This is a genomic window from Actinotalea sp. C106, assembly GCF_023630195.1.
In the GTDB taxonomy this organism is placed as follows: Bacteria; Actinomycetota; Actinomycetes; order Actinomycetales; family Cellulomonadaceae; genus Actinotalea.
In genome coordinates this window covers 1-9,080 of record NZ_JALPKN010000125.1, presented here as the reverse complement: position 1 = coordinate 9,080, position 9,080 = coordinate 1, and the positions used below count along the sequence as shown (strand labels likewise).

11 protein-coding genes, 2 tRNA genes and 1 pseudogene are annotated in these 9,080 nt (G+C 72.8%); 4 read left to right on the top strand and 10 right to left on the bottom strand.

What is annotated here, in order from left to right; genetic code table 11:
* Nucleotides 1-544 (top strand): annotated as a pseudogene (locus tag L0B03_RS09885) (DNA primase); the annotation flags it as partial.
* A gap of 37 nt (nucleotides 545-581) precedes the next feature.
* Here the strand turns inward: L0B03_RS09885 and L0B03_RS09880 are convergent.
* The 3 genes from L0B03_RS09880 to L0B03_RS09870 all read right to left on the bottom strand — a co-directional run bounded on the left by L0B03_RS09880 (nucleotide 582) and on the right by L0B03_RS09870 (nucleotide 2,400).
* A complete protein-coding gene (locus tag L0B03_RS09880) occupies nucleotides 582-1,568 on the bottom strand; it encodes a glycosyltransferase family 2 protein (protein WP_250445635.1) in 987 nt (328 codons plus the stop codon).
* 144 nt (nucleotides 1,569-1,712) lie between these two features.
* Nucleotides 1,713-1,785, bottom strand: a tRNA-Asn gene (locus L0B03_RS09875).
* A gap of 114 nt (nucleotides 1,786-1,899) precedes the next feature.
* Nucleotides 1,900-2,400 (bottom strand): hypothetical protein, encoded by a 501-nt coding sequence (locus L0B03_RS09870; RefSeq protein ID WP_250445634.1) that lies wholly within the window; start codon nucleotides 2,398-2,400, stop codon nucleotides 1,900-1,902.
* Nucleotides 2,401-2,505: 105 nt separating this feature from the next.
* Between L0B03_RS09870 and L0B03_RS09865 the strand changes: the two genes are divergently transcribed.
* Nucleotides 2,506-2,579, top strand: a tRNA-Ile gene (locus L0B03_RS09865).
* 78 nt (nucleotides 2,580-2,657) lie between these two features.
* Here the strand turns inward: L0B03_RS09865 and L0B03_RS09860 are convergent.
* Both L0B03_RS09860 and L0B03_RS09855 read right to left on the bottom strand, forming a co-directional pair.
* The gene (locus L0B03_RS09860; protein WP_250445633.1) at nucleotides 2,658-2,849 is read right to left on the bottom strand and encodes a hypothetical protein; all 192 of its coding nucleotides are present in this window, start codon (nucleotides 2,847-2,849) and stop codon (nucleotides 2,658-2,660) included.
* A gap of 151 nt (nucleotides 2,850-3,000) precedes the next feature.
* The gene (locus tag L0B03_RS09855; protein WP_250445632.1) at nucleotides 3,001-3,306 is read right to left on the bottom strand and encodes a YtxH domain-containing protein; all 306 of its coding nucleotides are present in this window, start codon (nucleotides 3,304-3,306) and stop codon (nucleotides 3,001-3,003) included.
* A 420-nt stretch (nucleotides 3,307-3,726) separates the two neighbouring features.
* Between L0B03_RS09855 and def the strand changes: the two genes are divergently transcribed.
* Both def and L0B03_RS09845 read left to right on the top strand, forming a co-directional pair.
* Nucleotides 3,727-4,218: a peptide deformylase gene (gene def, locus L0B03_RS09850; RefSeq protein ID WP_208054659.1), complete on the top strand. Its 492-nt coding sequence runs from the start codon at nucleotides 3,727-3,729 to the stop codon at nucleotides 4,216-4,218.
* A 138-nt stretch (nucleotides 4,219-4,356) separates the two neighbouring features.
* Complete coding sequence (locus L0B03_RS09845; protein WP_250445631.1) at nucleotides 4,357-4,857, top strand: DUF3145 domain-containing protein; 501 nt, start codon at nucleotides 4,357-4,359, stop codon at nucleotides 4,855-4,857.
* A 66-nt stretch (nucleotides 4,858-4,923) separates the two neighbouring features.
* On the opposite strand, the gene L0B03_RS09840 is transcribed toward L0B03_RS09845, so the two are convergent.
* The 5 genes from L0B03_RS09840 to L0B03_RS09820 all read right to left on the bottom strand — a co-directional run.
* Nucleotides 4,924-6,168: a beta-ketoacyl synthase gene (locus L0B03_RS09840; protein WP_250445630.1), complete on the bottom strand. Its 1,245-nt coding sequence runs from the start codon at nucleotides 6,166-6,168 to the stop codon at nucleotides 4,924-4,926.
* Nucleotides 6,169-6,256: 88 nt separating this feature from the next.
* The gene (locus L0B03_RS09835) at nucleotides 6,257-6,505 is read right to left on the bottom strand and encodes an acyl carrier protein (RefSeq protein ID WP_208054289.1); all 249 of its coding nucleotides are present in this window, start codon (nucleotides 6,503-6,505) and stop codon (nucleotides 6,257-6,259) included.
* 97 nt (nucleotides 6,506-6,602) lie between these two features.
* Nucleotides 6,603-7,607 (bottom strand): beta-ketoacyl-ACP synthase III, encoded by a 1,005-nt coding sequence (locus tag L0B03_RS09830; protein ID WP_250445629.1) that lies wholly within the window; start codon nucleotides 7,605-7,607, stop codon nucleotides 6,603-6,605.
* Complete coding sequence (locus L0B03_RS09825) at nucleotides 7,604-8,587, bottom strand: ACP S-malonyltransferase (protein ID WP_250445628.1); 984 nt, start codon at nucleotides 8,585-8,587, stop codon at nucleotides 7,604-7,606. The genes L0B03_RS09830 and L0B03_RS09825 overlap by 4 nt, the downstream gene beginning before the upstream one ends.
* A gap of 79 nt (nucleotides 8,588-8,666) precedes the next feature.
* Nucleotides 8,667-9,080 (bottom strand): CdaR family transcriptional regulator (locus L0B03_RS09820; RefSeq protein ID WP_250445627.1); only part of this gene is annotated, 414 nt, incomplete at its 5' end.

Genomic DNA, 9,080 nt, shown 5'->3' with positions numbered 1-9,080 from the left:
ACGATCGGACTTCGGGGAGCGACCCGACCCCGGCCAGGAGGCGCGCAGCCGGCCGCTGGCCCCGGACCGGACCGATCCGGTGGCCAAGCTCGAGCGCAACGCCCTCGAGGTGGTGCTCCAGCACCCGCGCGCGGTGGACGTGGGCTCCTTCGACGCCCTCGCCGGTGACGCCTTCACGGTGCCGGCCTTCCGTGCGGTGCACGAGGCGATCCGGGCCGCCGGGGGCCTGGGGACCGCGGTGGCCGACGACGGCGCGTGGGTCGAGCGGGTTCGTGACGAGGCCGGGGACACGGTCGGCGCGCTGGTGACCGAGCTCGCGGTCACCCCGCTGCCCGAGGACCGGCCCGAGGCCGTCGAGGACTACGTGCGCGGAGTGGTGGGCGCCCTGGTGGACCTGGGCCTGACCCGCCAGATCGCCGACGCCCGCGGGCGTCTCCAACGGATGGACGCCGTGGCCCAGGCCGAGGAGTACCAGGCCGCCTTCGCCGAGCTGGTCGAGCTCGAGAAGACGCGTCGCTCGCTGCGCGAGGCCACGCGCGAGTAGTCGGGGAGACGCGTCGAACCGTCCCGGGCTCAGGGCCTCACGGCAGAGCTGCATCCGCTGGCTGGCGCCCTGACCCAGGGGTGCTGCGGAGACGAGGCCCTCTCCAGGTCACTCGTCCCGCGGCAAGGTCCACCGCGCTGCGCAGGACGTTGCGCACGAGGTGTGGCGTGTGGACGCGGGTCCAGCGCAGCATCTGCGCCATGCACCGCGTCCGATCCACGGTCGAGAGCGGTGCGCGCAGGACAGCCTCGAGGTAGCCCCGGCCCAACCGCCACTCCGGGAACACCGGGCGTCCGACGAGCCGAGGGTTGAACCAGGCGATGCGCTCCCGCGCGGTGGGGTACTGCCGCACGGAGCGGCCGGCGTGCTGCCTCCGGTGGAAGAGGACCTCAGGGACGTCCACCAGTCGTCCATGCAGGGACAGCTCAGCGAGCAGCACGCGGTCGGACTCGGAGTAGAGCCCGAGGCCCTGCGTGCCCGCCAGGACGTCGGCACGCATGAGCCCGAAGATGCTGAAGCACTGGTAGTTGCGCTGGGACAGGCTGGCGAACCGGGTCGCGACGTCGGGGTCGTGGGCCTCCAGCGGCTGATCATGCCACCCGCGCACGTACGCGCCGTGCTCGTCGACGTCGTCGCTGCCGCTGTGCGCCACGGCGACCGTCGGGTCCGACTCCAGCACCCGCAGGACGGACGTCAGGTAGTCGGGCTCGTGGAGGTCGTCGGCCGCGGCCCACTTGAAGTAGAGCGCGCCGGGGTGCCGCAGGGCGAACACCGCGTTGAAGTTCGCTGCACCACCCCGGTTGGCCGACTGGCGGACGTACCGCACGCGTGCATCCCGGGCGGCGACCTCCCGGCAGAGCCGCTCGGTGGCGTCCGTGGACCCGTTGTCCGAGATGACGATCTCCAGGTCCCGCACCGTCTGGGCCAGCAGGCTCTCGAGTGCTGGGACGATGAAGGTCGCACCGTTGTAGACGGGGACGCCGATCGAGATGAGGGGCGCCGGGGTCGTGAAGTCGTCAACCACCGAACAAGTCTCCCTCCCGCGGGAGGGAGGCGCACTTTGGTCGTTGCTGCGGGGACGAGGGGTGCTCCGACGCCGACCTCGCGCATCACCCACAACCAGAAGGAGGGCCCCACGTGAGCGGGGCCCTCCTTCGGGTTGTCTATGCTCCCTCGACTGGACTCGAACCAGTAACCGTCCGATTAACAGTCGGATGCTCTGCCAATTGAGCTACGAGGGATCGCGGGTCGCAATGCTACCTGATGACCTCGGGTGCCTCGAACACCGCCCCGGCGCGAGTGGCGTGGTACGTGGTGCGGGGGCGTGGTGGCAGGCGCAAGACCGTTGCGTGGGATCAGCCGAGACCCGCGGCCTCGCGCACCCGTGCCTCGGCCGCGTCGACCGCGGCGACCGTGGCGGGGTCGGACAGGTCGACCCGACCGTCGCCGATCACCTGGGTGAGCAGGGTCCCGTCAGCCCCCCGCCGCAGGGCCACGCGGACGGTGGCCCCGCGGGGCAGGGGCACCTGCTCCCGGTGCACCACCGAGGCCTGGACGCGCTCGTGCAGCACGCGCACGAACCGCCGGGACCCGTCCTCCTCGAGCACCACCTCGGCCGTCGGGGAGCCGTCGACCCACGTGATGGTGAGGGTGCGCGTCTCGGGGTCGAGCTTGGCGCCGTCGACCTCGTGCCACGGGTGCTCGAACCCCCCACCGGTCACCACCAGCCGGGCCCTGGTCGCGACTGCCCACCCGCCCCGACAGGGGGCTGCGGCGAGGACAGGCTCATCCCGAGGCAGGGCGAGCTCGGTGCGGATCTCGTCGGGGAGGCGCGTGCGGCGTCTGAGAGCTGCCATGACCCCAACCTAACCCGCGGCTGGCGGCCGCCCCGGTGCCGCAGCCTTGTCGCACCCGACCCATCCCCGGCCCGGGGCGGGGATGCCGATAGCCTGTACGCCCGAGGGCCAGTAGCTCAGCCGGTCAGAGCAGCGGACTCATAATCCGTCGGTCGTGGGTTCAAGCCCCACCTGGCCCACCCGAACAGGCCCACCCGAACAGGCCCTCCCGTGCCGTTGCCCACCCGTGCCGACGGCTCAGTCCCGTCGGCCAGCTCTCAGGCCCCGCTGGTCACCGTCGTGACCAGGAACAACGCCGATCCCGCGGCGAGACAGCCGACGGCGTAGCGGAAGACGCGGCGCTCCTCGTCGGCTCGCCGGGCCTGCCCGTGCCGGAAGGCGACGACCAGCAGTCCCGCGCCGGCGATGGTCAGCAGGCCCCCGAGGGCCAGGGTCACGGTCTGCAGCATGGGCCCAGTGTGCCGTGCGGACCCGCCCTCTCGGTCTCCGGGACCGCGGGCCGCTCGGCACGCGGTCGCCACCCGGTCACAGAGGTGGGTACATGCCGAGGGCGGGGTCGCCACGCTCGTGCGCGGCGACCCCGCCCTCGGGGAGTGCAGCTCAGATGGTGCTGGAACCCGTCGTCGTGCTCGACGTGGTGCCGTTGGTCCCGTTGTCCTGGTCCTTGCTGCCGCGGACCTGGTCGGAGGCCGACTTCACGGCGCCGGTGACCTTCTCCTTGATCTCGGGGCCCTTCTCACGGACGAGGTCGCTCGCGCGGTGCTCGACGTCGGAGATGCCGTCCTGGACGCGCGGGTCCTCCCACAGCTCCTGGGCCTTGCTACGGATCTTGTCGAACTGCTGCCGGCCGGCGCGGGTCCCGAGCACGTAGCCCACGGCTCCGCCGACGAGGAATGCTGCCTTCATGCGCATGGTTCGGCTCCTTCGTCCGGTGGGGCGACCGGCCTGCTGGTCCGGTGCCTTCTCCCAGCGAGACTAGAACTCTGGGCGCGAGCCCGCGCGTCGACCTCGTCGGTGGCCGGGCGCCGGGCCCCGCCGGGCGTGCCACGGGCTCGTGCGGCTGCTCTCCGGTGGCGCGGGCGGGGCCGTGACCGCACAGTGTTCGCATGGGACGACTCCTCCGCATGCTGCCTCTGATCCTCGCTGGTTGGCGCTGGTGGCAGCGCCGTCGTGGCGCCTCGGGCACCGGTTCGGCGGGCGCGCCTCGGCGTCGATGAGGTGCCGGGTGGGGACGAGGCGTGGGCCGCTGCACGCTGAACGGCTCGCTCGCGCGTCGCCGTCGTGGTGGCGGGCGAGGTGCCCCACGTCCGTGGGATCATGAACCCCATGGCCATGCGAGAGATCCGAACCGTCGGAGACCCCGTCCTGCGCACGCGCTGCGAGCCGATCACCGAGGTGGACGCCCGCGTCCGCTCCCTGGTCGAGGACCTGCTCGAGACGGTGGACACCGAAGGGCGTGCCGGTCTGGCCGCCAACCAGATCGGTGTGAACCTGCGCGCCTTCTCCTGGAACATCGACGACGATCTCGGCTACGTGCTGAACCCGCGCCTGGTCGAGGTCTCCGAGGAGGAGTACCAGGACGGCGACGAGGGGTGCCTGTCGGTCCCCGGGCTCTGGTACCCCACCAAGAGGGCCTGGTACGCCCGGGTGGTGGGGGAGGACCTCGACGGCAAGGAGGTCGTGGTCGAGGGCACCGAGCTCATGGCCCGGTGCCTGCAGCACGAGGTCGACCACCTCGACGGGATGCTCTACCTCGATCGCCTCGAGCGGTCGGTGCGCAAGAAGGCCATGCGGGACATGCGCGAGCAGCTCGCCTGACTCCACGGCGGGTCGGGCTGGCGCCCGGCGGCCATGATCGTGCATGCTGGGCCCAGCACGCCGCGAAGATCGTGCATTCTCCCGGAACGGGATGAGGTCGTTGGGGAAGACGAACCTCGACCCGTTAGGAGGGCTGTCATGGCCGGTGCCATCACCCGCGGTGTACTTTTCGTGCACTCAGCACCACGAGCTCTGTGCCCCCACATCGAGTGGGCGGCGGGGGGCATCTTCGGCGCGCGCCTGAGTCTGGACTGGACCGAGCAGCCTGCTGCCCCGGGCATGTACCGGGCCGAGCACTCGTGGCAGGGCGCGCAGGGGACGGGGGCACGGCTGACCTCCGCGCTGCGTGGCTGGACCCACCTGCGGTACGAGGTGACCGAGGAGGCCAGTCACGGCTCCGACGGCGCGCGGTGGAGCCACACGCCTGAGCTGGGGATCTTCCACGCCGTGACCGACGTGCACGGCAACGCGATGGTCCCCGAGGACCGCATCCGCGCTGCGCTCGAGCACGTGACGAGCCCGCAGCGGATGCGTCGTGAGCTGGACCTGGCCCTGGGTCAGGCCTGGGACGACGAGCTCGAGCCCTTCCGCTACGCCGGGGCGGGGGCGCCGGTGCGCTGGCTCCACCGCGTCGGCTGACAGGCCCAGCACCTCGCGGAGCCCGTCCCTCTCGCGACACCACCTGTCAGCGACAGGTGGTGTCGTTCAGGCGCTGGTGACGACGAGGGCCACGTTGTGGCCGCCGAAGCCGAAGGAGTTGTTCACCGCGGCGATCTGCCCTGCGGGGAGGTCACGCGGCGTCGATCGCACGAGGTCGAGCACCAGCTCGGGGTCTGGCTCGTCGACGTTGATGGTCGGCGGTGCCTTGCGGTCGCGCAGGGCGAGCACCGTGAAGATGGTCTCGAGGGCCCCGGCCCCGCCCAGCAGGTGGCCGGTCATCGACTTCGTGGCCGAGAGGGCGACGTGGTCAGCGTCCGCGCCGAGCACCCCGCGCACGCTGCGCGCCTCGATCAGGTCGCCGACGACCGTCGAGGTCGCGTGCGCGTTGACGTGCACGACGTCCTTCGCGGCGACGTCGGCCTCGGTCAGGGCCGCGTTCATCGCGGCGATCTGCCCTCGCCCCTCGGGCTCGGGGGAGGTCATGTGGTAGCCGTCCGAGCTGAGCCCCACCCCGGCGATCCGGGCGTGGACCGTGGCCCCCCGGGCCGCGGCGTGCTCGGCGCTCTCGAGCACGACGATCCCCGCCCCCTCCCCGAGCACGAAGCCGTCGCGCTTGACGTCGTAGGGGCGCGAGGCGCCCTGCGGGTCGTCGTTGCGCAGGGACAGGGTGCGCGAGGCCGCGAACGCGGCGATCGGCATCGGGTGGATGGCCGCCTCGGTGCCTCCCGCGACGACGACGTCGGCCCGGCCGCTGCGGATCATCTCGACGCCGTAGCCGATCGCCTCAGCCCCGGACGCGCAGGCCGAGACCAGGGCGTGGGCCCCGGCGCGGGCACCGAGCTCGAGCTCGACGTAGGCAGCGGGGGAGTTGGGCATGAGCATGGGCACGGTCATGGGCAGCACGCGACGTGCGCCCTTCTCCTGCAGGGTGTCCCACGCGTCGAGGGTGGTCCAGATGCCACCGATGCCCGAGGAGACCACGGCACCCAGGCGCTCGGGGGTGACCTCGGGGGCGCCCGCGTCGGCCCAGGCCTCGCGGGTGGCGATCACCGCGTACTGGGCCGAGGGGTCCATGCGCTTGATCTCGGGCCGCGGCATGACCTGGTCGGGTGTGACCTTGAGCCGCGCGGCGAAGGAGACCGGGATCTGGTACTTCTCGGCCCAGTCGTTGTCCAGCGTCCGGGCACCGGACTCGCCGGCGAGGGCCGCGGCCCAGGTGCTCGCCACGTCCCCGCCCAGGGGCGTGGTCGCGCCGAGTCCGGTGATGACGACATCGCGTGCGGTGGTCAACGTTCCTCCTGGGCGGTGCTGGCTGCGGGGTGGGGCGACGGGTCGGGGTCCGTGCGGTGGCGGACCCCGACCCGGTCGAAGGGCTCGCTCAGCCCTGGGCCCCGTTGATGTAGCTGACTGCGTCGCCGACGGTGGTGAGGTTCTTGACCTCGTCGTCGGGGATGCGGACCGAGAACTTCTCCTCGGCGAGGGTGACGATGGTCATCATCGACAGGGAGTCGATGTCGAGGTCGTCGGTGAAGGACTTCTCGGGCGAGACCGAGTCCGTGGGCAGGCCCGTCTCCTCGCTCACGATCTCGGCCAGGCCGGTCAGGATCTCCTGCTCGCTGTACGCCATGGTGTGTGTCTCCTTATGGTGGCTGTCGGTGCCCGGTCGGGCGCTGACGATTGTGCTCGGACGTGTCGCGACGCGCCCGCAGGGCTCGCCGTGAGGCTCAGGGCAGGACGACGACCTGGGCCGCGTAGACCAGCCCCGCGCCGAAGCCGATCTGCAGCGCCAGGGCGCCGCTGTCGACCTGACCCTCGCGGAGGAGCCGCTCGGTGGCCAGCGGGATCGAGGCCGCCGAGGTGTTCCCGGTGTCCGCGATGTCTCGCCCGACGACGACGCTCTCGGGCAGCTTGAGCTGCTTGATCATCTGGTCGATGATCCGCATGTTGGCCTGGTGGGGGATGAAGGCGTCGATCTCCTCGGCGCTCACGCCGGCCGCGGCCATGGCCTTCTCGGCGACGGGGGCCATCTGCCACACGGCCCACTTGAAGACCGACTGGCCCTCCTGGCGCAGGGTCGGCCAGGTGCCGTCCTGCGCGAAGGCCTCCTTCCAGGACTGCGTCTGGCGGATGGTGTGGGCCATCGACCCGTCCGAGCCCCAGATGGTGGGGCCGATGCCGGGGGTGTCCGACGGGCCGATGACGACCGCCCCCGCGCCGTCGCCCAGCAGGAAGGAGATCGACCGGTCGCTCGGGTCGATGAAGTCGCTCATCTTCTCCGCGCCGATCACCAGCACGTGCCGTGCGTTGCCCGACCGGACGAGGGCGTCGGCCTGGCCAACGCCGTAGGCGTAGCCCGCGCACGCGGCGGAGATGTCGAAGGCCGCGGCGGGGGTCGCGCCGAGCCGGTCGGCGAGCACGGCGGCACCCGCGGGCGTCTGGTGGAAGTAGGTCACGGTCGAGAGGATGACGGCGTCGATGTCCGCCCCGGTGAGCCCGGCGTTCTCGATGGCTGCGCGGGCGGCCGCCTCGGCGAGGTCGAGCACGTCGCTGCCCTCGGGGGCGCGGCGGCGGGTCACGATGCCGGTGCGCTGACGGATCCACTCGTCCGAGGAGTCGATCGGGCCGGCGACGTCGTCGTTGGTGACGGTGTGCTCGCCGCGCACGGCGCCGAGGCCGAGGATGCGGGAGAACGCCGGGCCGCTGGCCTGGGTCAGGGTCGGTCGGGTCACGCCTTGGCCTCCTGGTCGGTGCCGGCGCTGCCGGTGCTGTGCCGCTGGACGAGGTCGCGGGCGGCCTCGAGGTCGGTCGGGCTCTTCACGGCCACGGTCTCCACGCCAGGCAGCGTACGGCGGGCCAGGCCCGTGAGCACCCCTGCGGGGGCGAGCTCGACCACCCCGGTCACCCCGAGCTCGAGGAGGGTGGCCTGGCACAGGTCCCAACGCACGGGGGCGACCACCTGGTCGGCCAACCGGGTCAGCACGGCCGGGCCCGTCGCGGGGGCGCTCGTGCCACCCGACCCGTACACGGTGCCGTCGGCGTCCGAGAGCAGGGCCAGGGTGGGGGGCGAGGCGCTCCAGGAGGCGGCGACCGGGGCGAAGGTCCTGTGGGCGGGCTGCATGTAGGGGGTGTGGAACGCCCCGGCCACCTGCAAGGGGATCACGCGTGCCCGGGCGGGCGGGTCCTGAGCCAGGCGTGCCAGGCCCTCGAGGTCTCCGGCGGCGACGACCTGGCCGCCGCCGTTGACGTTGGCCGGGTGCAGGCCCGCTGCCTCGATCGCGGCGAGGACCTCAGCAGGGTCACCGCCGACGACGGCGCTCATCCCGCTCGGTTCGAGGGCCGCTGCCTCGGCCATGGCCTGGGCGCGTCGGGTGACGAGGGACACCGCGTCGCGGTCGGTCAGCACCCCGGCCACGGCCGCGGCGGAGATCTCACCCACCGAGTGGCCGGCGGTGACGTCCACCGTCCCGGCGGCGGGGCGGTCCCCGAGGAGGGCGTGCAGCGCGACCAGGGAGGCTGCGACGATCAGCGGCTGCGCCACGGCGGTGTCGCGGATCGTCTCGGCGTCCGAGACGGTGCCGTGGGAGCGCAGATCGGTCCCGGCGGCCTCGGAGAAGGTGGCGAGGCGTTCCTCGACCCCCTCGAGCTCGAGCCACGGGGAGAGGAAGCCGGGGGTCTGGGAGCCCTGACCAGGGCAGAGGACGGCGAGCACGGGACCACTGTGCCCCAGGGCCGGCGGTGCCCCACGGCCACGACGGGCACCAACCTCACCCGGCGCTGTTGTCCGATACCTACAAGTCGTGCCGTGTCGGCCTGCCACGGCTCCCGACGGCGGTCACGGGCGCGTCCGGTCGGCGGGGGGGGGCCGCAGGGCGAGGTGAGTCGAGCCGCCCGAGGGCCAGGGCGGTCTGCAGCACGTAGGCCTCACGGGCGTCGAGCGGGTCCCACCCGGTGACCTCGGCGACCTTGCGCAACCGGTAGCGCACGGTGTTGGGGTGCACGTAGAGGACGCGGGCCGCCGCCTCGAGGGACCGGCCGTGCTCGACGTGGGCGGCGAGGGTGTCCAGGAGCGCCCCGCCCGCGCCGACGAGCGGCTCGTAGGCCTGCTCGACCAGGGTGCGCCGTGCGACCAGGTCCCCGACCAGGACGCGCTCGGGGAGCAGGTCGTCGGCCGCGACGGGGCGGGGGGCGGTGGGCCAGGCGGG